At 39.0% G+C, this 24,636-nt stretch carries 14 protein-coding genes and 2 pseudogenes; 7 read left to right on the top strand and 9 right to left on the bottom strand.

Features of this window, described 5'->3' with window-relative positions; genetic code table 11:
* Positions 1-37 precede the first annotated feature (37 nt).
* Together ABD014_RS19850 and ABD014_RS19845 are read right to left on the bottom strand one after the other, a co-directional pair.
* The gene (locus ABD014_RS19850) at positions 38-4,120 is read right to left on the bottom strand and encodes an NACHT domain-containing protein (protein WP_343864066.1); all 4,083 of its coding nucleotides are present in this window, start codon (positions 4,118-4,120) and stop codon (positions 38-40) included.
* Between the two features lie 578 nt (positions 4,121-4,698).
* The gene (locus tag ABD014_RS19845) at positions 4,699-4,992 is read right to left on the bottom strand and encodes a DUF6809 family protein (RefSeq protein ID WP_343864064.1); all 294 of its coding nucleotides are present in this window, start codon (positions 4,990-4,992) and stop codon (positions 4,699-4,701) included.
* A gap of 167 nt (positions 4,993-5,159) precedes the next feature.
* Between ABD014_RS19845 and ABD014_RS19840 the strand changes: the two genes are divergently transcribed.
* From ABD014_RS19840 to ABD014_RS24900, 5 genes and pseudogenes are all read left to right on the top strand, one after another.
* A complete protein-coding gene (locus tag ABD014_RS19840; RefSeq protein ID WP_343864062.1) occupies positions 5,160-5,390 on the top strand; it encodes a helix-turn-helix domain-containing protein in 231 nt (76 codons plus the stop codon).
* A 510-nt stretch (positions 5,391-5,900) separates the two neighbouring features.
* A complete protein-coding gene (locus ABD014_RS19835) occupies positions 5,901-7,979 on the top strand; it encodes an ATP-dependent nuclease (RefSeq protein ID WP_343864060.1) in 2,079 nt (692 codons plus the stop codon).
* Positions 7,964-9,913, top strand: coding sequence for a UvrD-helicase domain-containing protein (locus ABD014_RS19830; protein WP_343864058.1), 1,950 nt, complete (start codon positions 7,964-7,966; stop codon positions 9,911-9,913). Before ABD014_RS19835 ends, ABD014_RS19830 begins: the two co-directional genes overlap by 16 nt.
* A gap of 316 nt (positions 9,914-10,229) precedes the next feature.
* A pseudogene (locus ABD014_RS19825) lies at positions 10,230-11,570 on the top strand (IS1182 family transposase); the annotation flags it as partial.
* Between the two features lie 19 nt (positions 11,571-11,589).
* Positions 11,590-11,910 (top strand): transposase, encoded by a 321-nt coding sequence (locus ABD014_RS24900; RefSeq protein WP_379338697.1) that lies wholly within the window; start codon positions 11,590-11,592, stop codon positions 11,908-11,910.
* A gap of 192 nt (positions 11,911-12,102) precedes the next feature.
* Here the strand turns inward: ABD014_RS24900 and ABD014_RS19820 are convergent, their stop codons facing one another.
* The 3 genes from ABD014_RS19820 to ABD014_RS19810 form a co-directional block, all read right to left on the bottom strand.
* Positions 12,103-15,249, bottom strand: a complete 3,147-nt coding sequence (locus ABD014_RS19820) for an Eco57I restriction-modification methylase domain-containing protein (RefSeq protein ID WP_343864056.1) — start codon at positions 15,247-15,249, stop codon at positions 12,103-12,105.
* Positions 15,249-16,076: a DNA adenine methylase gene (locus ABD014_RS19815; protein ID WP_343864054.1), complete on the bottom strand. Its 828-nt coding sequence runs from the start codon at positions 16,074-16,076 to the stop codon at positions 15,249-15,251. Before ABD014_RS19815 ends, ABD014_RS19820 begins: the two co-directional genes overlap by 1 nt.
* A 764-nt stretch (positions 16,077-16,840) precedes the next feature.
* Positions 16,841-17,290, bottom strand: coding sequence for a VOC family protein (locus ABD014_RS19810; protein WP_343864052.1), 450 nt, complete (start codon positions 17,288-17,290; stop codon positions 16,841-16,843).
* Between the two features lie 95 nt (positions 17,291-17,385).
* Here ABD014_RS19810 and ABD014_RS19805 point away from each other — a divergent pair.
* Positions 17,386-18,283: pseudogene (locus ABD014_RS19805) on the top strand (helix-turn-helix transcriptional regulator).
* Between the two features lie 405 nt (positions 18,284-18,688).
* Here the strand turns inward: ABD014_RS19805 and ABD014_RS19800 are convergent.
* The 4 genes from ABD014_RS19800 to ABD014_RS19785 all read right to left on the bottom strand — a co-directional run bounded on the left by ABD014_RS19800 (position 18,689) and on the right by ABD014_RS19785 (position 23,311).
* Positions 18,689-19,153, bottom strand: a complete 465-nt coding sequence (locus tag ABD014_RS19800) for a hypothetical protein (RefSeq protein ID WP_343864050.1) — start codon at positions 19,151-19,153, stop codon at positions 18,689-18,691.
* 753 nt (positions 19,154-19,906) lie between these two features.
* A complete protein-coding gene (locus ABD014_RS19795; RefSeq protein WP_343864048.1) occupies positions 19,907-21,232 on the bottom strand; it encodes a BaiN/RdsA family NAD(P)/FAD-dependent oxidoreductase in 1,326 nt (441 codons plus the stop codon).
* Positions 21,233-21,264: 32 nt separating this feature from the next.
* Positions 21,265-22,578: a BaiN/RdsA family NAD(P)/FAD-dependent oxidoreductase gene (locus ABD014_RS19790; RefSeq protein WP_343864046.1), complete on the bottom strand. Its 1,314-nt coding sequence runs from the start codon at positions 22,576-22,578 to the stop codon at positions 21,265-21,267.
* A 274-nt stretch (positions 22,579-22,852) separates the two neighbouring features.
* A complete protein-coding gene (locus ABD014_RS19785) occupies positions 22,853-23,311 on the bottom strand; it encodes a VOC family protein (RefSeq protein WP_343864044.1) in 459 nt (152 codons plus the stop codon).
* 349 nt (positions 23,312-23,660) lie between these two features.
* On the opposite strand from ABD014_RS19785, the gene ABD014_RS19780 reads away from it, so the two are divergent.
* Entirely contained in the window at positions 23,661-24,599 is a 939-nt protein-coding gene (locus ABD014_RS19780) for a helix-turn-helix transcriptional regulator (protein ID WP_343864042.1), read from the top strand.
* Positions 24,600-24,636: the final 37 nt, after the last annotated feature.

The following is a 24,636-nucleotide window of genomic DNA, read 5'->3' as shown; positions in this document are numbered from 1 at the left end:
CATGAGGAACAGGGGCACGTAGATTTTTGCAAAGTCCTTAATCGATCCGGAACTGTAACCCATCAAAAATGATCATTCTAGTTTCCCCGCCATTTATAATAGGCCAACCTATCACCTTCTCTGAACGTATTAGGTATCTGGTTACTTTATCCCTCCTCAATAGGAGGATGTTGTCGTAATTATGTTCATATAACTGCAGGCTTGCTAGTTCACCATTCTCATCGACCAGCTCAAAGACATTGCTGTCCATCGAAAGCTTTAATTCTGCAAGCATCAACGGGGATAAAATACTGAATTCAATATAGTCGTTCATGGCACCATCGTTGATATCCCAGCAATAGGTATCGGTGATCCTCATATCATACAGTTTACTGCAGTTTCTTGGATTCATTTCATTTAACAGGCTCTTATAAGCCTCTGACCAATAAATTTCCCCTACATATAAGTCCTCAAACGATTTTTGCCGCAGATTACTAGGGTCTTGTATATAACCCTTAAATGATTCTATTTCACTATTATTGATCAGAAAAGGGACTGTATCGTAAAATTCATTATTCACCTTATACCTAATCCGATTCACAGATATCCAATCGATCTGATTTAATGATCTCTCCGCATACGAACGAAAATGACTCAATAAATCCTCACTTGTCATTGTTATTCCTGTATACTGATAATCCCGTGTGTCAAAAGGGCTAAAATAGTCAATACTTGGGTCCATCTTCCTGAAGAATATAAACTGCCAGACCCCCTCGTACTCCACCGGATAGTCATCAGAAAATCTCTGGCAAATATATTGCTTGCTGTCCAAATAAACAGCGAGAATTTTATTTAGGGCTATCCATTCATATTTCTGTCCTAAGCTGTCCATCTGGTTATAATCCACATTAAAGTCGAATTCTCCGAATTTAATAAAATTGTAGCCCATCTGAAAAATTTCTTGGATCACCATTCGAACGAAATTTTCCCTGTATTCTGGTAAGATCTGATCAATGATTTCTACCGTTTCAAAATGGATGCTATCCCCATGTTGAATAGGAACGTTAGTATAACAGGCTTGAAGATTATCAATGATGTTCGTTTGACATGTAAAATACATCTCTAAATCTAGAACCCGGCTCTGGTAAGAATGATGCGGATCGAGCCTGCTAATTTCTGCATCAGAGGGTTCTATTCTAAGATCGTCTATTTCATCCTGTTTGACTTCATTGAATTCATATCGGTTCTTAAACGGCGGTTTGATGTCCTCGGCATGGATATTTTCGCAAAGCCCCTTAGACAGAGCAAACTCCAGGATCCCGGTCAAATAGTTGCGAATCGTGGCATGAGGAATAACTTCTTCCTCGTCAAAAAACTCCTTATAGAGATATAAGCCCAAGCTCTCTACTTGATCCATGCAGCGCGTATTCATCATACATCCATAGGCAGCACAAAATAGCGCTTCTAATATATAGGCATCTTTAACCCTTTTAAACTTCTTCATGATGTCTGCCAAAATATCGATCCGGTTCGTAAAGAGCTTCACCATGGCTTTAATAGAAACATCTCTTACGCGATCACATGTGCTTGCCATAAACCAGGTAATATTCATCCCTAATAATAATATAGATTCATCATCTAGCTGAGACTGGTCCGTATGCTCTTTCCACGCCCACTTCATAATCGTCTTGAAACTGTCATTCTGAGCAAAGCGTTCACTGACGTAAATCGTCCAGAAAGCGTTAAACTCGTCAAGCTTAAGTCCAATTAATTGATTGTACAGAAAATTCGCATTATAGTAATGATCTTTTACAATCGTATATTTTAGTACTACATCCCAGAACTCATACATTTGATAGGGCTCAGTATAGCTCCTATATAGAAATTCATTTAATATGTACGAATGCGATATTCCATTGATTCCTCTCGGTCTTCTCCAAGTAAGACTATTATAGTAGGCCGCTTTAAAGTAAATTTCCTTGTACTTCAGTATGTGTTTCGGCCAATGATACATTTCGAATTCCTCAATAAACTCTGGTGATACCGCATCTGGTATTTGTACGGCCAGGGCTTCAAATATTCCTTGATTCGAGCGCCGATCGGAGAGCAAATGAAAATAGCGATTTTGATCCGAGAAGAAATCTTCCAGATCCCGAGCTTTAGTATAGGTATGAACTTTATTCGCTTCAATAATCTTCTTGGCGGTGATGTACTCTTCAAATAGTTCATAAGCGATATAGACAATATTCTTTTCTTCCCCGTTTTGGGTTATGGGGTTCACTGTAATGATCTTCTCATTAATTAACTCGTCAAAGAAATGGATACCTAGTCCATGGTGCATCATAGCCTGATTTACTTCCCTGGAAGCCACTTCGTATAAAAGGTTCGATTCGCTGCCCTTGTGCTTAAGCTTGGCATCGATAAAATAATACAAAGCTTCAACGACCAAATTTCCGAACTTCGGGTAGTTCTCGATCCTTAATTTTAAGTTCTCATTGATCTTTTTGAAATAGTTATTAAAAATACCTTCAATGCTCTCCGTCCCGGATCTATTAACCTGATCGTATGCCATGCAATACATTTTCAAGAATAGAGGATTTTGGAATTCATATTTCAGATAGTCATTTAAAACCAGCGGCACTTGATAGTAATTAAAGAACTCCTGAATGGCTTGATCCAGATCATCGAACCCTTCAAATTTATATTTGTTCACATTATTTCTTCTATAGAATCCCTCAGGTATGATGTCATCTTCATAGGTATCTCGCACACTCATCACTAAGGCCACGTTGTTAAGTCTTCTTAGCCTCTCGACGAAGCCGCCAAGCGAATTCAGCCAATAATGTTTGCCTTTTCCCTCGTTAAGAGCATCGATGAAAATGACGGCGCGCTCCCCCTTAGCCACCCCGTAATCATTAAAAACTTCAAATACAGCTTCCATCTCTTCATCACTTGCAATGGTTAATTGCTTTCTGATTTGTGACAGAATGGTATCCTCTGAAAGAAATAACTGACCCAACAGAAAAATACTCATTTTATTGGCGTTGATTCTCTTCCGTACCTGATCTGCCATGAAGTGAGATTTACCAGCGCCTGCCTCTCCAGATATCACTACGTAAGGATTCAACGCGATTCGAAGAAGACTGCTATCATTGTCCACGTACTTGGAGTAGAAGTTGTTGACCTCGTATCTTAATGGCCCGCTGCCGATAGTATGCGGATTCTTATCAAGATAACTTTTCAAGTCCTTAACGCATTGTTCCAATCGGGGCAGGCATACTTTCAGATCATTAAGCGATTCCATGTCCCGCTTTATTTCTTTTATTTTCTCCAGACTTGTAGTGATCACTTGGTCTACCTGGTCATTATTTCGGGAAGAGCTGCCTGCCAATATGCTGTCACACTTCTCTATAATATGGCCTCTGAATTTATCATTCAGCTCGATCGCATCGATCATTAACGATGCCTGTACTTCCACATTTAACTCTTCAGAGTAACGCTCCCTCATATTCTTTATGTTATCTCTAGCTTTGCCTGTAAACCATTCTGGAGTATACCGCTTTTTTCGGTCTTCCAGTGTATAATGAAGCAGCTCATACATTTGATCCTGTCTAGCTTCGAACTTATCTTGTTTGGACTCCATCCTATCCTGCTTATCGGATAAAGACTTGATCCCCTCATGATTAGCCGTCTTCATCTCCTCTATTTGATGCAGCATCTCCAGAAACTCCGGGCTCCAATTCGTTATTTTATAATGTGCTAAACGGTCCAGTATTAATTCGAAGAAAGGGTAGATATGGTCTTGATAGCTTGGAAAGGACTCCATATACGCTGTCGTATTAAGCCTGCTCTTATCCATCTGTCCAGGCCTTACGCCTTCAAGAACCCAACGGAATACTTCATCGCGATTGACAGAATCCTCAAGTAAATCGCAAAACAGCTCATCAGGCAACTGCATAGCATATTTAGCATCGATAACCGCTGCCTTAAATATTTTTACTGTTTCGTCGTGATAATTATCTGTAACCCATTTTTCCTTCAGATCACGAATAACTTTTGATTGCATGATTTTATCTTTCACAAGGTCCGCAGCCGACTTGCCCAGACCGCTAATGATTTCCTCCATAATGACACTCTTCATAATCTATGGCTTCCTCCGTTTGCTATTAGAGGTTATTCAAAAAGTCCGCTTTTGATAAGAAAACCGATCGAAGTCATTCAAGGATGAGCGACCGCGATCCAGTGGTAGGTTTTCTTGCGATATAGAATTTCATCAGCTTCGCTGATAACGAATAAATTCTATATCTAACACGAAGTGAATCAGGTAAGCTATTCGGCATCGAATCTTGAATTCAGCCGGGCCCTCCGGTGCTCACGTACAAACTACGTACGCTCCGCTCCTCAGTCCCTAGCTTCATCCAACTGAAGCGTTTTGAAAAAACGCACATCGGAAGCATAAGCTTCGGTGCTGAAAACCAGACTTTTTGAACTCTCACTTTTAGCGAAGTGTAGTTCATCCTCATGCCTAACATACTTATGTATCCGAAGCTCTAGTCTTCTTTGGGGGTTATTTTCGACAAATAATCAGGGAAATCCTTCCTATTTGTATCTCCTTGGCAAGCCGATATGTAAAGGATCAAGATTCCTTGTGAAAAAACAGAAAAAATGCCCGAAAGGTGTCAAAGCACCCGGGCATATTAATCATTGGATCAATCTATTCTACAATTTGTCCCCCTGCTCCACCCCGTCCCCGAAGTGTACCTCAATCAGCATGGCCGCTCCTAACCTAAAGCCGTACCTAAAAGCCGCCGCCATCTCCATCCCTTGAATTTTATACTGTAAATTCATTAGCGCTTCCAGTTCCGTAAACTCTTCAGTGGACAACTTCTTTTTCAATGCTTCCATGGTCTCAGACAGTTCTCTTCTACACTGACGATATTCTGGATCTTTAGGGACCACCTGTTCCTCTGGGGTCAGATGCCCATGGTATAGGGATTCGAGAAGGGATGGCATGGGGGTGGGCCTCCTTTTTAATGCAGAATCGTTGGACAAATATTATGTAATCGTCTCTTCAGTAAATATGTATATGTTACGTGTTTGCGTACCACTCATAAAATTATTATACGTTACGCTTATGCGTATAGTCAAGCTGGGAATGATTTGAATTAGGGGTGATTAAAATGGGGAAGAAAGTTGTCGTTAAAATCGGGGAACTAACCAAAAAACATAAAATATCCTTGAGGGAATTATCCAGATTGTCTGATGTTCGTCACGCAGCACTAAGTGAGCTCGCCAACGGCAAACGTGAGAGCATCAGCTTCAGTCATATTGAAAGAATAGCGGAGGCGCTGGAGATTAGTGATATACGGGAGATTATTGAGTTGGTGGAGGAGGAAGAGGAAACTCGGTGAGCGTCCTCGTTTTTAAAATACTATTTAGTCGCAATAAATAGAAGATAATACTGTTTTTTCTTCCCGAAACAACCACTATAATATTTTCGTAGTTTCCAAGTGAATGATCGTCATATCCTATCTTACAACAGGCTAATTATGGAACTTAAACATTTTAGTTTTTTTAAAATCAATCTATTTGCATGTAAGTTCAATAGCAAGGAGCTTCTGCTCGGGTCACCCCAAATTATCCCCGCCCCAATATTTTCTTCTAATAAAATAATAAATTCACTTCTAAAAAATCAGTTTACATACCTTTATTAATAAGTGTATATCTTCACGTTTAAGTTTAATGCCTTCAATAAGTGAATCTCCTGGAATTTTAGTTTATTTTGCTCTTCGAGGAACTACCTGAATGCAAGATTTGTACAAAGAAGAAGGGGAAATGGGAAGAAGGTCGAATAACCAAAGAATATATACGAGGATTTTGTCTAAAAAAGAAATTAAACTTACATATTCGAGGTGATAATTTTGTTTCTGAAAAAGGTTCATATCAAGCGATTTCGGAATTTTGATGATACAGTTATAGAGTTTCAAGATGGTATTAATATAATTATAGGTCCCAACAATTCAGGAAAATCAAATTTGTTGAAAGTTATTAATTTACTGGACAATATCTCTGAGAATAATGGCTCTGTGCATGATTTTAATAAAAATGTTATTTATTCAAATTTACAAATATATAAGGATAATCCCCCTTGTATCGAAATTTATTATTACATACAACATTCACTTAGTTTAGATGGTTTTGACGATGGAATTTTGAGGTTTAAAAACTTTATCGTTTACAACGATGACGGAAATATCTTAACTAATGATGGGGAATATATTATTAGTGGAATAGTTTTACTTAAATACGAGCTTGATCCAAAATTTTTAAGTGAATACCGAGATGAAATGAAAAATAAAGATAAACTTCATGATTATCTTCTATCCTTGGAAAAGTTTATTACAAGATATTCCTGGAATTACTATAACACTACATCTCATCAGAGTATTAAGAAAAATGAAGTTCAGAATATATTTAATATCGATTACATTCCAGCTGATAGGAACACGGATGGTTTACTTCCTCATACCCAAAGATACATTAAAAAACGATTAGACAAATATGAGGGGAAAGTAGATTTAAGAGCGAATATCACCCAACTACTAGGTACAAATTTTTTGGAAATTACGGATGAAATGAAACATCTAATTGAAATTGATCAAGATCGAGTAGGTATTAAAAATGGAAACAACCTACTACTACCAAGTTTTATATACGATTCTTCCTTTGAACGCTATTTCCAATATACTTTTCAAGATACATCTTTAGGCTATGAGATGCCAATGAAGAATAATGGGCTGGGCTATAATAATCTTGTGCAAATTTATAATATTATTGCTTTTAAAATAAATAATGATTACAATCTTTTGTTAATCGAAGAGCCAGAAGCACATCTACACCCTGCTATGCAATATAAACTTTTCAATTATTTAAGTGACCTAAAAAAAGCCGATGACTTATCTAAAAAGAAAAAGAGCGGGGAAACAAAAAAAGATAGTTTAAAAAATAATAATGAGAGAATCATTAAAAATCAAATCTTCGTAACTACTCATTCACCTAATATTACAGCAGCAGCTAATATCGACGATATGATTTCATTAAGATACAACCGAAATTCTATTGTTAATGAACATAAAGTAATTTCAGACAATCTAAAAAATAAATACTTGAAAAAGGAATACATGGATAGTAAAGGACATCTATCCAAATTTCTAGATGTAACAAGATCTGATATGTTATTCGCGCATAAAGTGATTTTAGTAGAAGGGCTTGCAGAAAAAATATTAATGTCCGCATTTGCAAGAAAATGTGGAATTGATTATGAAATTGAGGCAAACCACATCTCAGTAGTTGAAGTAGGTGGAATTAATTTCAATCATTTTCTCCCACTATTTTTGAACACAAATATTAAGGTTCTGTGTTTTAGAGATTGTGATTACAAATATTTTGATGACGATAAGCTTAACAATTTATCGTTGTATCAAAATCATATAGATTCAATAGAACCCGTAAACATAGAATTTATTAAAGCTGAAAACATGCGAATTTTAACACAGAAGAACTTAGGTTCAACCTTTGAAAATGAGCTCTTCTTGGATAATTTTGATAATCCATTTGTTGCAAAAACTTTATACAAACTTGTTACTCCAGATAGTTTCCATCCATTTATTAATGGTATTGAAGATCTATCGATATTAGAGTGGCAAACAAATTTAGATTTAATCAAAAATCCAAAAACTAGAAAGAAAATTAATGATTTCATTAATTTATATATTAATGATTATACGAACACTGAAGACGAATTGATTAAACAAAAGATAGAGAGATTATTCTTTGCAAATTTATTTCTTAGCTATGCTGAAAATAAAAAAGGAGATCTTGCATTAAACATCCTTTCTAAGGATATTTCCGATTCTGAAGCATTGGAACCACAATATATTATCAATGATTTAACCGTGCCTGAATATATCAAGGAGGGCTTAGAATGGCTAAAAAAATAAATTCTTCCGATGATTTACGGATTTATGATAATAATAAACATCTAAAAATATATGCTGGACCAGGTGCTGGAAAGACTCATCTATTAATTGAAAATATAAAACAGATGATTCAGCATAGTACTAAACTCGAGAGTCGCCTTAGAAAAATACTTTGTATAACATATACAAATGTCGCTGTTGAACAAATACAAAAAAGACTAGGGACTTTTAACACCAATGTAGTTGTATCTACTATTCATTCTTTTATAAATGAGTATGTTATAAAACCAAATCAAATTCAGCTTAAGAACATTATAAAAAATGAGTTTGGTGTACAAATAGCTCCAAATAAGGCATTATCCTCTGTTCAAGAGGGCTTTACTGTTTTAAGCGGACATAGTAAGGAAGATATTTACAGTTATATACAGAAAAATAATCCGTCAATACCACCAGATTTATATATGAATTTATCCCGAACTAAAATGGCAGAAATTCAACTTGATATTACCATTTTGAATTCTGGTAATTCAACTGAAAACATGTCCAATAATCTATATCATGCTGATACTGTAGATTCAGAAGTCGCGAAAACAGTAAAGAGTTATATTTGGGGTGAGGCAGGGAAGTTAACCTTCGATGAAATCCTATATTTCGGCTATAAAATCTTGAGAAATTATGAACTTTCTACACATCTCATTAGATGTGAATTTCCATACATATTAATTGATGAATATCAAGATACAAATCCAATTCAAAACAAAATTTTAAAAATTTTATCAGAAAAAGAATGTATCGTAACCGTAATCGGAGACGTAGCACAATCTATTTATTCTTTTCAGGGGGCAGACTACAAAGAATTCCATAATTTCACTTTAGATTCCACTTTACCAATTCAAGACTATGTTATTAAGGGAAATAGAAGAAGCTCACAAAACATAATTAATTTTATAAATTATTTACGTCAGGGTGATAAGGAATTAAACAATCAAACATGTGAAACGAATTTTGAAAAAAATCATTTAGTTACTTTTCTTATGCAAAAGGAGACTACTACCTCTTCAAAATCTCTTAATACTTTTCTTGAAAAGGATACAGTTTTTCTATGCAGAAAGTGGACCGAGGTTTTAAAATATATCAACGATATTTCTGAAGACCAACGTAAATTAATAAACAATATTATAAATGCCTACTCATTTCAATTCCAAAAAAATTTAGAAAATGAAATTGAAGCTAAAAGAGAAGCATGGATCGAATCAATGATTGCCATTAATGACCTTGAGAGTGCTTATATTAAAAAATGTATTCCCTCTGCACTTGTAATCTTTGAGGAATACTTTGACATTTCTACTTCATTTAGTAGCTTTAACGAATCCAATAATAAACTTTTGAAAAATGTGTTTATCCTCTGGGAAAATATTTATAACTTTATTAATGATGGTATATTACTCAAAGATTTAGTATTTAAAATTAATGAATTAATATTTGAATTAAAAATTCCAATAAAAAAATTCTTTAGATATCCTAATAAGGATGATGAAGATTATATTGAAGGGATATATAAATATATCGATAAGTTACAATACTCCACCTCAAAAAAGATTTCAAACGAAATATTTTCACAAAATAGCAAGTACATGACAATTCACAAGGCTAAGGGGGCAGAGTTTGAGAGTGTACTTATTAACATTGAAGCATCGACTAGACTTGATTCAAAAACATGTACTCCACTTAACATAATTTGTAATCCTGTTATTTTTAATAATTCTGATGATATTGATCAAAAACCATATGAAGAGTTCACTAGAATTGTATATGTAGCTGCAAGTAGAGCAAAAACTAAATTGTATATCCACTTAAAAGGTGACGAACAAGTTGCAGCACAGATTGACCATGCAATTGGAGAGTACTGCCAAAAGAATAGAAAAGAAAAATTCTATGATTTTGTGTATTGTTAATTATTTCGCTTCCGAAACTAGTATGCCTTTTTTATAGATATAAAAGGGGCTGTCCAGAAAGTCAGTGAAAACTGACTTCTGGTCCGCCCCATTTTCGTTGAATGCAAAAAAATAAGCACAAAAAAACCGTCTGATCTAGTAAAATGGAAGTTACCACACAAACATTTTACGGAAGGACGGTTTTTATGTGTAATCAAATGACTACTACAGAACAGTATAACATGCAACTGACACTTCCTCTAGGGGGTGGGGAAGAAAAAGTGATCCAAAACGAAATCTTGCCCCTACCTTCAAGCCGTATGACAACAAACAGGCTCAGATGATTCTGGATCTGGAGATGCATATCCCTACCCACCATGTGGCGCGTGTGATTGATGAAATGATTGAAGCCATCCCGGATGAGCAATTGTTTGCTCATTACACAGGCGGAGGCCGCAGTTCCTACCATCCCAAAATGATGCTCAAAGTCATCCTTTACGGTTACTCGCAAAAGGTCTACTCTTGTCGCGGTATTGAAAAGCAGTTACGCGAAAACCTCCCGGCTATGTGGCTTGCAGCAATGCAACAGCCCGACTTCCGTGACGTGCGTATGAAAGCATTTATGGACGAGCTGTTTGAAACGATGATCCGAAAGCTCATCGCAGACCATTACATCACGATGGAGAACTACTTTTTAGACGGTACGAAGATCGAAGCTGATGCTAACAAGTATTCTTTTGTGTGGAAAAAATCCACCCTTCACTTTGAAGAAAAGGAAAAGGTGCAGGCGACCCTTGCGCATATTCATACGCTCACGCAGCAAGAAGCTGGCGAATGCATGGCGGCAGCCCCGGATGAACTTCCTGCAAGACTCGAAGAAGCAGCTGCCATACTGGAAGAAAAGGTGGAAGATTTCACTGAACAAATCGCTCAAGCAAACGACAGTGAAGCGAGGAAAGCCTTACGCAAAGAGCGCAGTGCCCTGAAGCAGCCACTCAAACAGATCCGAGAGGACTTTCTGCCTCGCTTGGCCAAGTATAAGCAGCAGAAAGCCCGCTTTGGCGATCGTAACAGCTACTCCAAAACCGATCCGGACGCTACGTTTATGCGGATGAAGGAAGACCACATGAAGAATGGTCAGCTGAAACCGGGCTACAATGTGCAAATGGCGACAGAAAACCAGTTCGTTTTATTTTACAGCATCCACCAGCGCCCCACCGATACGCGCTCTTTCATCCCACATATGGAGCGATTGGCTGCGTCTTCTTTGCCGATGCCCCAAACGGTGATTGCTGATGCAGGCTATGGTAGCGAAGAGAACTATTTGTATGCGATGGGCGAAGAAAAAGAGTCCCGTTTTGATTTTCTCATTCCTTACGGCAGCTACATGAAAGAGAAAACGCGTCGATACAAGAAGGATATCCGGCACGCCTCCAACTGGATGTATGAAGAGCGTGATGACCGATTTATTTGCCCGAATGGCCGGTATGTTCGCTTTAAGAAATACCAAACGAAAAAGAATGCTTCTGGCTGGGAACAAAGCTTTAAGATTTATGAATGTGAAGATTGCAGTGATTGTCCATTCAAAGCAAGCTGCACCAAGGCCAAGGGAAACCGCCAGGTACACTGGAATACGATCTGGGAAGAACTAATAGCAAAGGCCAAAAAAAGCCCTTGAGGATGACGAGAAATCCGCGATCTATGCTCGGCGTAAAGTCGAGGTAGATAGCGTATTCGGTCACATCAAGGGCAATCGGTCGTTCCGGCGGTTCTCCTTGCGAGGGCTAGAGAAGGTTCACACCGAGTTTGGGATTGTGGCTTTGGCCCACAATCTACTGAAGGTGGCAGGCATCCGCCTCGCTACTTTCCTGCAAAAGCGACAAAACAAAAAAAGTTGGACGAAAAACATGACGTTTTTCCGTCCAACTTTTTATTTTGGTGACTTATTGGACAGCCCCTTTTATACTCTAAGTTCCCCAGTTAGACTAGAGTGCAGGAAAGCTTTTGACCATAGTTAAGCACCCTTTATCTCTCGATAAGAAGATTGTTGTTGAAATCTGCCACCCACCCAAGCTTATTAAGGAAGACAAAGAATGACACCAGAAGGTAACGAAGTTAGCAGAGTTTCATTACGTCTTTAAGATGCTTGCTTGTAACAGATCTTTAGTTCAGAAGGTACCCGTGGTCTAAGCCAGTGGTTATAACTAATATTAATTTTCAGCAAGTATTTTACCTAACAGAATAGATATTTTTTCTCTTGCAATTTGAACAAGATTAATATCAAAATGAGCATTCAATGATAATTGAGCTAACTCTTGGTGAATGTCATTTGACTCATTAAATTTTGGTAACTTAAGATATTCTGTAACATGTGTTCCAATTTGCGTAGTTTCAACATACCCCAGTACAAATTCTTCTATTTGAGGGGCATTTAATAAAGCGCAAAGATAATGAGCCTCGGTTTCAGAGTATACGGGAACAAAATATAATTTATGGTCAGGAATAACCATTCTCTGTTCTTCCCAGTAAGGACTTGAAATTCTAGATAAAACACAGGCCTCGAAGCTTCCGGATATTTCTGACCAAGCTACTTTATAAGGTGCAAATGTATACTCTCCAACGTTCCAGGAAGAGTAGAACGGAGCATTCCGCATTGCTTGATAACGCCGAAAACTTCCACGTGTTGTTAGATGGTGAAGTGTGTTATTTTCAAACTCTCGAAAATAATTTAAAGCTTTGGTATAGTTAAGTCTCATAAATTCTTCAGGAAAACCATCCATTTTCTCTTGTGGAACAATCCCGTAAACATTCCCAAACTTCCATTGAAACGCTGATACTTCTCTTCCTCTAGCAATGGGGAAGACTAAATCTTTTTCTATAATCGTACGAATGGCAGGAATACCAGTAGTTCTTCCAAGCGCAGGATTGTTCTCGAATACAACATCTGTTTGACCCCTCTTTTCAAGAATCGATCCATAGTATATTCCATTTCTATCTGTACATATTCCTTTTCTTGCCGGATAATTATGCTCTCCTCCATGATTAATTAATTGTTTACATTGATCTACGTATTCAGGATTTAATGTTAACCATGGACCACCGTCCGGGTATATAGGATAGGCAGACTTTTCATATTTATCTGTGTTTTCAAGGACCATTTGAAGAGAGCTATCATCTGAGATTCGAGTTTTGGTTTTTTTGTTCCAAACGATCCATGGAACAGGATATTCGGTTTTTTTATTCCCTTTTTCCAAAAGAATTATAGCTGGTTTGTTAGTCGCTCCCTCGAAGGGTTTTATATTCGTTAAGTCTTCCACCTTCATAACTCTAAATTTAGTCTCTTTCTCGGTTGGAATTTCAAATTTACGAAATCCTTCAGATGATTCTGTTTTAAAAACGCTTCTTGTTATTAGAAACGCCAACTTGCCGTTATGTTTAAGCCATTTTTCTGCAGTCGCATATAAGATAACTGTTGATATGTCAGTCTCTATTCCACCAACAAATCTATCTTTAGAGAAAAGTCCGTAGTTTACACAAAATTCCTTGATAGAGTTTCTATAAACTTCAGGGAGACTAGTCCATCGTAACCACGGAGGATTTCCTACAATAACATCAAAATTGCTTATAGTTGCGGAACTAAAGTGATTTTTAATTATCCTGCACCAAATTCTGTTCCAATTCTTCTTTTCAAGTTCCATGATATCGTCATACAACTTTACAATATCAGATATGCTATCGGATAATCCTAGCCTAATCATAACCTCACGAAGATGTTTTCTAGCCTGTTCTTGCGTACAATATCGCTCAGCTGTATGAATAATTAATTCTTCTATTTGAATAAGTACTGTTGCTAAAACCCCTTTAGAAACAACCTCATCCGGAATATTCAGTTCAATCGGTCCCATTGTAGTCTCGATTCGATATGTATATCCAGTATCTTGCTTTTTTGGGGATAAAATTGCATCGCTTAGATATACAGGAATTTCGATATCACCATCTGCATATTTTAATAAATCACCAAGGGCTAGTAGGTAGTTGGTTCGACTTGCAATTACAGCTAATGGGTTTAAATCAAACCCGTAAACATGAGACAAAATGTGTTTTAAAAGTACATCTGGGCTCATAGTGTTTTTCAATCGATCTATTTTATCTTTTATGCACAAAACTAAAAATGTCCCTGAGCCACAAGTGGGGTCAAGTATTTTATCAGATGGCAGAAAGCCTGATGAATTAATAGTATGTTGAGCTAACCAATCAGGAGTATAAAATTCCCCTAAATCATGACGTATTTGTTTTGGTAATAGTCTTTCGTACAAAGTTTTTAATAAGTCACGAACAGATTCTGGCATAAGTGAGGGAGTAGATGGCTCGTAATCACATAAACATTCCTGTATTTCTAGTATTGCAGCAGCAGAACTCTCGTCCCATTCATTTAGATACCAAGAGAAAAAATCACCTTCTAAGAAGTTTGTTATACCTAATCTTCTGAAAACAGTTCCATTTTCCATCGACTTAATCATAGATCTCTTTTCCTCTAACGAGGAACTCTTGAATTTGTTGTAAATTCCGCTTGTTTCTTTAGCATTCTCTATAATGAAGACAGCAATTAGTTTTATCAAGATGGAATAATATGTGTGGAGTACAAAGATGAACTCTGCAGACTTATTATTGATTTCTATTCCTAATTGCTTTGCAATATTAGTAACACCTAGTTCGGAGGCAGCAGTCTGACCAAATCCAGATACTTGTCCAAATAATCTTCGCCATTCAGTATAATACATAGATGTCCGTGTATCCTGATGAGATTGAAAACATATCCACAATGCTTTTATAGCATTACTGGTTATTTTACTATAAGGTCCAAAATCCCCTAATACATTAGTTGTTGTTAATGCCTTATAATTTAGTGAGCGTATATATTTCAAAAACAAACGAATTGAGTCAAAGTTAATAGGAAGCAGAGGGGATATTATTTTTTGGGAAAATTGATTAAATCTAACAAACCCGATATTTTTCCCATCTAAAACAACCGCTATATACTTAAAAGCTGGTTCCTTATTTTCTTTAGCTAGATTTTTTATATATTGTAAAGCCTGCTCAGTTGCTCGATTATATCCATTTCGCGTTGCTAGTTTTCCTGGCTCTTTATATTCAGTAATCAAATGATTGAACAAAGCATCTATACGGCCATTGCTTATTGAAACTTCATATCTAGCATCATAATGCACTCCCATCTGCGGCAAATATTTTTTAAGAATACTTTCACATCCAAGGCGCACATCTTCCTCTGACCTGGCAGTTTTCCCAACTTCGGTTATCCCGTGTTCTATTGAAGTAATTAATTGTGGAAATTCCATTAGTTATCTCTCCCCAAACCAAAATCATATGCAATTTGCTCGGGAATCTCGAAGTTAGAGATGAATAATTCTTTACCAACTTCCCTAGCTTTTTTATTCGAACTGCTATAAAACCATGATGCAGGATATAGATACGCCCATTCTTGATATAACTCTCTGATTTCCTTACAATCATCATATGTTATAAAAAAGTTATGTTTAGTATCCTTTAGCAAATTAGAAAGTTTTCTATGATCTTCTGTCGTCATTCCATGACGATAGAGTAGATTCCCTTTGTGATAATAGGGAGGATCAAGATAAAGCAAAACATTCTCTCCTGATTTTTCAATAATATCTGTAAAATCTAAAGATGTAATTTTAACTCCTTGTAACATTTCACTGCATAAAAGAATTTGTTTGCAAAGTGCATTAGGGTTCCAACGGCAATCTATGGTATAAATACTCTTTTGCTCAATCCCTCCAATTGGATTTCCTTTTAATATTCCACTAAAAGTTGTACGGTTTAAAAATAATGTCCTAAATCCCTTTTCTAGATCTGTATTAAGCTCTTCATCTTTAATACTTCTCCATAATTCTACTGTTGGCTTTGTAGACATTACTAGATTACAAAGTTCATTTGGATAATCTCGCATAGATACAAAAAAAGCTGCAACTTCTTCATCAAAATCATTTATCCAGTTTTTTTGTGATTTAGGCTTACCAAAAAAAGTAGAGCCACCACCTACAAAAACATCTCTATATTCTAAATGAGGGATTTCCCAAAACTGAGTGAAACGATTGAGCACTTTTTTTTTTGCACCTGGATATCTAAGAGGTGACTTAATCATTTTACAATCATCCTTTTTTCATTAATAAAGCGAACATGGGTTTGTATAATGTAACTATAACAAAAACAATGGGAAAGTTGAAGTTTGGCTACAATCATTCAATTATAGTATACAAATTGAAACATGCATATTTTAGACTTTTAATTTTCAATAGAGCTAAAATGATTTAAGTCTTGTTTGATCCTTAGGCTATTCTTTTGTTAAAAGTTGTTCTAGTATAACACTTGCAATTCCCCTAAAACTAAATTAAAAATTATCAATGTGCTTAATTAAAGAATTAACGGTATTTTGACGATAGTGTTTCTTAATTCTTCGCTCTTCACCGGTCAATTATAGTATTAATTCCAATGTCCGAAAGATAATATGTAGCAAACAATTTGGATCAGGATCAGTCAAAAGAATATTGGAATGAAAGCGAATCCATTTTCTGACCTTCATTTTTACAAGGATCTTCTTTCAAACCGTTATCTACTCGTTTCAACAAATAAAGAGATATTTCACCACACTAGGTCTTTATTTCAAATTCCCAGCTTCCTTAACGCCATGATAGATTAAGGAATTTATACAAAGTAGAGGTCAATACGGCAATCTTTAACCAATATGGCTGCTGCCCATTTCCAAAGTAGTTGTTATTCCTTTGACTTTTTTTCTAAATAATAAAAACCTATGAGCATGACCTTTTGGCAACTGCCAAAATATACTCATAGGTTTGTCATAAATCATATGAATAGGATTACTACCTTGTAATTATAAATCAATATTCCTCACCCCAACCTCTCATCCACCATCAACTGCACCTGCACCCCAAACGGATCTTCGATAATCCCGTACGCTTTGCTGAACACATTGCTCGCCAAGGGAACAATGACTCTCACCCGATCATCAGAGGTTAAACTTTCATAGAACTTCTCGATCTCTCCCAAGTTCGCACTTTGAATGCACAGGGAAGTGTTGTTGCCGACGGTGTATTTTTCACGGGGGTCCATGGTGTCTTCGGCGATCATGATTTTGGTCTTTCCGATTCTTAACACGGAGTGAGTAATATGATGTTTATTCTCCTCCGTAAGCGGGAACGACGAGTCGCGTTGGACCATGTCTTCGTAGGTGACGAGTAGTAATTGCTCGGCGTTGAGGTGTTTTTTGTAAAAATTGATGGCCTCTTGGGCTCTTCCGTTCATGGATAAGAATATCGCTACTTCTAATGTTGCGCTCATGCGATCGATCTCCTTTAAGTTTGATATTTGATCTTGAATTCATAATAATACATATAGGTGGCAAAATATGACACCTTTAAGCAAGGAGATTATGAATGAAGAAATCGGAAAGATTGAACGACATGATCTGGTACTTGAACGGCCGGGAGTTCTTTAATTTACAGGACCTAATGGACAAATATCATATATCCAAAAGCACGGCGCTGCGGGATATCAGCTCATTAGAGCAATTGGGCATGCCGATTTATTCGGAGCATGGGAGGCATGGACGGTACGGGATCCTGCAGAACAGATTGCTGTCTCCTATTATTTTCACGATGGATGAAGTGTATGCTCTGTATTTTGCTATGCTGACGCTGGAGGCTTATCAATCGACGCCCTTCCATCTCAGCGTGAATCAACTGAATGAGAAGTTTGAGCACTGTCTATCTGACGGGCAGATCGAGCAGATTCGCAAGATGAAGCAGGTGCTGCAATTTGAGATGTATCAGCATCATCATGTGAGTCGTTATTTGGACCAGATTCTGATGAGCATTCTTCATGAGAGCCCCTGTAGGATTCAGTATTTGAAAAATAGTCAGGAAACAAGCTACGAGGTGAAATTCTTCAAGATCTCGGCCAGGTTCGGTCAATGGTATGCTACTGGAATCGAGCTAAGTACGAATAAGTACCGGGTGTTTAGATGTGACCGGATTACTTCTATTGAAGAAGTGGACGCGAAAACCCGCTTTTCTATAGATGAGCTTCTGAGTCGTTCCATGGAGATGTATCAATCCAAGAATAGTATTCACTTCGAGGTAGAGATCTCTGAGCAAGCCGAGGATCTGTTCTATAAGGAGCATTATCCTTCCATGCATCTAGAAACGGGTGATAAGACCGTCATTAAGGGGTTCTACAATCCGGAAGAAGAGTAGTTTATAATGATTTATGTCATAAAGTGGCAAAGATGTGCTATCCGTAAATCCATCCACCTTAAAGCAAGTGCTCTCGTAATTATTAACCACATCGTACTTCAGTCGATTGGAGTTCTGAATTCGTGCTGCCCAATAGTAAATTATCATTTTATTTGTCATGCATCAGGATGACAACTTGCCTTTATCGAGCCTTTTTATATGCGGATGGGGGCAAGAAGAATTGGCGAAATCGCGTCCACGGTATTCTTAGATCGGTATTAGAAATCAGACTGGAGAGCCTCACGCAGGGATTGTAGAACAACGAGATTGAGCATGGGGTTCACCACAACAGATGTCCAATATCACGGATTCAGGAAGTGATTTTTTGAAAGTACGGGGATTGGAAGTACTGCAACCACCATCTGATGCTAAATTGTCAAGCATTGATTATTAGGTTGAGCCATAAAAAGTGTACATAAAAAAAACTGGCTTCGACGTAATTGAATTATTTCATCTCGAAATAGGTTTCATTCACTACCGGCTCATCAGGGTATGCAACCCAGATCTTATTCTCAGGATGGATCTGTACTAACTTTGCACGTTTTCCTTTTACCTTGACCTCGTTAACAGATTCATGTGTAGTCAGTAGCACAGTTATATAAAATGGAACATTATATTCATCGGTAAAGATATAACCACCCTTTTCTATGTCAATAGGGGTAGTCCTCCCTTTCCAGTCCCAACTATCTTTCTGCGCATCAATAAAACCAACAAAAAGCCATCCTCCTTGTTCGTAAAACACAAGAATATGATTCTGTTTTAATTCATAATGCCAGATTTCATCAATTTCAACATTGTGTTCTGACATTAGCTTTCTCGTTTTTTCTTCCCATGTCATTTCTCTTGGTGAACAAGATACAATCATAGTGATTAATACGAAACCAATGCATATGGCTAAGATTCTGCGCATGGTCTTACCTCCAATTAGCGATAGGTTATATGTACTTTCCGATAGAACGCTTCTTCCTTGCTTTATAAAACAATAAAAGCAATTCCGTATAGAGAGAAACTATTATACAAGACTTCATCCCCTCCCCTACAATCGATGTAAAGTAGATTTGTTATTACCAACTATATACTTCCACATTTCCCCCAATATTCCCCCCATGACATGCTCTTCCCACTTATTTAGGACAAAAAAGGCTTGGTTTTCCCAAGCCATAATACCACCACACCAGCTATTAACTAATCTCTTGCTAAATGATTTGAAAATAATGCTCATACCCGCATATATAAGCCTTATAACCCCAAATTTCAACAATACTGTTAAAACGCAATCCAAATCTATTCGGGGAGGGATCATTCCAAAATAAATCGTTTTGGAATCATCTCTTCGTTAACCTCCTAAACTTATCTAGGGTTAGAGTTTGTATGTTTCCCACGATGATCTTCTAACGTATGGTTACCCCGATGTTTCCCTGATCAAACTTTTACCTGGCTACTATTCCGGATTCCGCAAATATTCGCTACGGTTTGATAGCTCGCTCCACCTTGTAAATACATCTCAACGGCTAGCATCTTGTGTTCTATTGTATACGTTTCAAATTGCTGTCCCTTTTTAGCCAGAAAAATCCCCTCCGAGTACAGTGTGCCACCAAGATTCCTTACTTGGTTTTTTCACTGTCTACTCAAAGGGGATAATACCGAAAGGAACAAACAACTATCAATCTTTTTTCATGATGCCTGTAAGTTGATCGGCAAGTGCCATCGCGGCGGAATAGCCGGAGCTCCAGGCCCATTGCAGGTTATAGCCACCGCAATCTCCATCCACATCCATCACCTCGCCAGCAAAATAGAGGCCAGGTACTAGCTTCGATTCTAGCGTTCCTTCTCTTAACTCTGTTGTATCGATACCGCCGGCCGTCGTTTGCGCATTCGTGAAGCCATTGGTATCGATTACGGTAAATTCCCAACGCTTTATGAGTTGGCACAAGATTTTCTTAGTTTTCCACGATAAGTCCTGACATAGGAGGTTCGGCTCTTGATCAATCCCCGCCTCTTTCAACAGAATAGGGACCAGCTTCTTGTTAAAGATGCCAATCAAGGAAGCCGCAACAGTCCGGTATCCGAACGTTCCCCAATGTGTATCTAGAAAATCGACGACTTCTTCCTCCGTGCGGTCTGGCATCAAATCAAGCGATAAGGTTACTGTTTCTCCTTTTTTGAGCTGATACGCAGCCTTCCGGCTTAGCTGGAGAATCGGCGGGCCGGAGACGCCGTAGTCTGTAAACAGGATTTCCCCATATTCGCTGCGAATAACTTCGCCGTTGACGATGATATGGCCCAACCCCTCGAATTTGACACCGGACAACTCCTTTAGATTCGGATATTGCAGCTTCAATTGTACGATCCCGGGTACAGGATCGATCAGTGTGTGTCCCAGTCGCTGGGCAAGCGTATAACCAGATCCATCCGTTCCTGTCTTTGGTGCGGTAAGGCCGCCCGTACAGATAAAGAGATAATCACTGGTATACACGACCTCTCCCTCTGCCTCCGTTTGGCATAAAATTGTGAATCGCGGATGTCCCTTCGATACGGTAACATCCAATACTTTGGTTTTGAAGTGTATAGGAACATACCGATCCTCTAGCGCAATCCGGAAAACCTCCAATACAGATGCAGCCTGCAGCGACATCGGATACATCCGGCCATTCTCCACGGCGATCAACGGAAGGCCGAGTGTGTTGAAGAAATCGACGGTTTGACGGACGCCGAATTGTTGCAGCACAGGCAGCGGGAATTCCATTTGATTGCTGTGATATTTACGCGATAGTGCGACCGCTTCGTCCGTACCCTTCGCCGTGGATTGGTTCGTAATGTTACAGCGACCATTGCCGGTCGTCAGTACCTTCTTGCCTACCCGGTCGTTGCCTTCAATGATCGCGACATCGACCCCTCGGTCTCGCGCGGTAACGGCGGCCATAAGACCTGAAGCACCTGCACCGATAATGAACAACTCGTGGTGCATTGTAGATTTCGACTTATACATATGTGTTCAATTCATTCCTTTTTCTAATGGCTTCATTTGAAAATGTGTTTCCCTAACGCCATCGCGGCCGCATAGCCAGAACTCCAGGCCCATTGCAGGTTGTAGCCGCCAAATTCGCCGTCGACATCCATCACCTCGCCGGCGAAATAGAGCCCAGGCACGAGCTTGGATTCCAACGTGTCGGCGAAGATTTCTTTTGTAATGATACCTCCGGCTGTCGCTTGTGCCTTCTCGAAGCTATGGGTATCTGTTACTTTGAAGTCCCAACGCTTCAATATTTTATAGAAGATCCCTTTAGTTTTCCACGAGAGATCCTGGCAAAGTAGGTTTGGCTCTTGATCAATTCTCGCCTCCTTCAGCAAGACAGGGATCAGCTTCTTGTGTAAAAACCCGATGAAAGATTCCGCGACCGGCCGGTGTGCGAATGTTCCCCAGTTCATCTCCAAGAATTCGATAACCTCCTCCTTCGTGCGGTTCGGCATCAAATCGATGGATAAAGTCACGGAATCCCCTCTCGAGAGATGAACGGCGGCTATCCGGCTGAGTTGAAGAATCGGTGGACCGGAAAAGCCGTAATCGGCGAAATGAATTTCGCCGGTTTCGCTGCGAACGACCTCGCCGTTCACGAGGATGTGGGCTCGTCCCTGAAGTTTGATACCGGATAGAGCCTTCATATATGGGTATTGCACCTTTAATTGCACTATTGCCGGCACAGGCTCGACCATGGCGTGCCCCATGTTTTGAGCAAGCACATACCCAGACCCATCCGTCCCCGCATTCTGGCCAGTTAGGCCGCCCGTACATATAAACAGGTATTCGCTGGTATAGACTACCTGCTCCTCTGTCTCGTTGCGGCATGTAATCTTGAATCGCGGATGATCCGTCGATACGGTAACATCCAGCACTTTGTTGTTAAGGTATACCGGAACGTTCCGTTCCTCCAGAGCAAGCTCGAAAATATCCAACACGGATGCAGCTTGCAGCGACATCGGATACATTAAGCCCTCTTTCAATTTTGTAAGTGGCAGTCCAAGCATATTGAAGAAATCAATGGTTTGACGGATGCCGAATTGCTGCAGCACAGGCAACGGAAATTCAGCCTGACTGCTGTGATACTTGCGCGATAAGGCCACCACTTCGTCGTCCGTCCCCGTCATAGTGGAATCGTTCGTAATATTGCAACGACCGTCACCTGTCATTGAGATTTTTTTCCCAATCCGGTCGTTACCCTCTAGAATAGCGGTATCGATACCCAAATCCCGCGCAGTAACGGCGGCCATGAGTCCTGATGCGCCTGCACCGATAATAATCAACTTGTGGTGCGAGGAAGTCTGATAATCGTGCATGGTTGGTCAATGCACCCCTTGTCTAATAGATTTATATATAGGAAATATGATTTTTCCGAATGAAACTGCGCTATATATAATTATAGCATAGGAGTATGCACCACATAATCCCGATAGAATACTCCTGACATCACGTCTCATTACAGTAATACCCTAAGTATAGAAAAAATCCACAACCTCGTGCGGTTATGGATTTGCATGTGGAGTAATTGCCGGAACCTTCTTCATGAAACCTTAGGTTTATCCGATGAAAATGGGGTGCATTTTTATGCCGCTAAGAAAGATCACCCAACCTCTCATCCACCATCAACTGCAACTGCACCCCAAATGGATCTTCGATAATCCCGTACGCCTTGCTGAACACATTACCGGCTAGCGGAACAATGACCCTCACCCGATCATCTGAGGTTAAGCTTTCATAAAAGTTCTCGATCTCCTCCAAATCCGCACTTTGAATGCACAGGGAGGTGTTGTTGCCAACCGTGTATTTTTCACGGGGGTCCATGGTGTCTTCGGCGATCATGATTTTGGTCTTTCCGATTCTTAACACAGAGTGAGTAATGTGATGCTTATTCTCCTCCGTAAGCGGGAACGAGGGGTCGCGTTGGGCCATGTCTTCGTAGGTGACGAGCAGAAGTTCCTCGGCGTTGAGGTGTTTTTTGTAAAAATTGATGGCCTCTTGGGCTCTTCCATTCATGGATAAGAATACAGCTACTTCTAGTGTTGCGCTCATATTATCAATCTCCTTTTATATAGTGATTTTTAGGTTATATTAGTTGAACTAATCTAGAGCGTGGCAAAAGGGTGAAATGATTCTGAAGAAGCTGAAAGCTTTCTGAAAGAAAGCTACTTCGGAAGCATATGCTCCGTTCGCCTTTGTGAGCGGATTTCTACCATGCTTGAATTTATCAAATCAAGAAATCCGCGAACAACAGTGATCGTAAGAACATTTCACCCGGCTGCCTACATCCTCATATTCATTAGTTCAACTAAGTTTGATATTTGGTCTTGAATTCATAATAATACATATAGGCAGCAAAACATGACACCTTTAATCAAGAAGATTATCAAGGAGATTATGAATGAAGAAATCGGAAAGATTGAACGACATGATCCGGTACTTGAACGGCCGGGAGTTCTTTAATTTACAAGACCTGATGGACAAATATCATATATCCAAAAGCACGGCGCTGCGGGATATCAGCTCATTAGAGCAATTGGGCATGCCGATTTATTCGGAGCATGGGAGGCATGGACGGTACGGGATCCTGCAGAACAGATTGCTGTCTCCTATTATTTTCACGATGGATGAAGTGTATGCTCTGTATTTTGCCATGCTGACGCTGGAGGCTTATCAATCGACGCCCTTCCATCTCAGTGTGAATCAACTGAATGAGAAGTTTGAGCACTGTCTATCTGACGGACAGATCAAGCAGATTCACAAGATGAAGCAGGTACTGCAATTTGAGATGTATCAGCATCATCATGTGAGTCGTTATTTGGACCAGATTCTGATGAGCATTCTTCATGAGAGCCCCTGTAGGATTCAATATTTGAAAGATAGTCAGGAAACAAGCTACGAGGTGCAATTCTTCAAGATCTCGGCCAGGTTCGGTCAATGGTATGCCACTGGAATCGAGTTAAGTACGAATAAGTACCGGGTGTTCAGATGTGACCGGATCACTTCAATTGAGGAAGTGGACAGCCAAACCCGCTTTTCTATAGATGAGCTTCTGAGTCGTTCCATGGAGATGTATCAATCCAAGAGTAGTATTCACTTCGAGGTAGAGATCTCTAAGCAAGCCGAGGATCTTTTCTATAAGGAGCATTATCCTTCCATGCATCTAGAAACGGGTGATAAGACCGTCATTAAGGGGTTCTACAATCCGGAAGAAGAGGCGTTTATAGCGGATTATTTCATAAGGTTTGGCAAGGATGTGATATCCGTGAAGCCTGACACCTTGAAGCAAGCCCTGCAGGATCGGGTAGAGAGTCTCTTACAGCACTATCGAGTAATATAACTCAGCGCACGGATAGCTAAATCCCCCTATCTCTGCA

This window comes from Paenibacillus motobuensis (genome assembly GCF_039521865.1).
GTDB classification, from domain to species: Bacteria; Bacillota; Bacilli; order Paenibacillales; family Paenibacillaceae; genus Fontibacillus; species Fontibacillus motobuensis.
This window is presented reverse-complemented; position numbering and strand designations above follow the sequence as displayed.